1 protein-coding gene is annotated in these 1,056 nt (G+C 70.0%); it reads left to right on the top strand.

The features are described 5' to 3' along the window. Positions 1–8: 8 nt before the first annotated feature. Positions 9–794: a pseudouridine synthase gene (locus AC27KI_RS25620; RefSeq protein WP_487116626.1), complete on the top strand. Its 786-nt coding sequence runs from the start codon at positions 9–11 to the stop codon at positions 792–794. Positions 795–1,056: the final 262 nt, after the last annotated feature.

The following is a 1,056-nucleotide window of genomic DNA, read 5'->3' on the forward strand; positions in this document are numbered from 1 at the left end:
CCCGGCGCGTGCCTGCCGCTGCGCCCCTGGCGGGCGAGGGCGGCACCTCGCGCCTGAACAAGCGCATGGCCGAGCTGGGCCTGTGCTCGCGCCGCGAGGCCGACGACTGGATCGCGCAGGGTTGGGTCAAGGTCAACGGCGAAGTCGCACCGATGGGGCTGCAGGTGCTGCCCACCGACCGCATCGAGGTCGAGCGCGTGGCGCAGGGCTTTCAGGAGCAGAAGGTCACCATCCTGATGCACAAGCCCATGGGCTACGTGAGCGGCCAGGCCGAGGACGGGCACACGCCCGCCGTCGCCCTCATCAACCCGCGCACGCACTGGCGCGAGGACCCGAGCCGCATGCGCTTTTCGCCGCCGCAGCTGCGGGGCCTGGCACCCTGCGGGCGGCTGGACATCGACTCGGTCGGCCTGCTCGTGCTCACGCAGGACGGCCGCGTGGCGCGCCAGCTCATCGGCGAGGACTCCGACGTCGAGAAGGAATACCTCGTGCGCGTGCAGTACGGCGATGTGGCGCTGAACGTGCAGGACGCCTTTCCCGCCGACCAGCTGGCCCGCCTGTGCCATGGCCTGACCCTGGATGGCCAGCCGCTCAGGCCCGCCCGCGTGGACTGGCAGAACCCCGAGCAGCTGCGCTTCGTGCTCAAGGAAGGCAAGAAGCGCCAGATCCGCCGCATGTGCGAACTGGTGGGCCTGAAGGTGGTGGGCTTGAAGCGCATCCGCATCGGCCGCATCACCCTGGGCAACCTGCCCGTCGGGCAGTGGCGCTACCTGGGGGCGCACGAGAAGTTCTGACGCCGGGTGCGCGTGGGGCATGGCGCCGCCGCGGGCACCCATGGCAGGATTCTTGGGTGCTTTTGCCTCTATGCCCTAGTGAATCATGTCTTGATTGCTATTAAATAAATAGCAACCTCCTTGGGCAGGTTCCATCGGGGCACGGGCGCTCAGGGCAGGGCGCCCCCGGCGGTGCCGATCACGCCGACGCCCGCCTGACGCCGCACCGAGCGGGCCGTCTCGGCGGCGGATTCCGGCGCGATCAGCCAGGCCCGCCACGCTC

Source organism: Acidovorax sp. KPB24-03 (assembly GCF_057546605.1).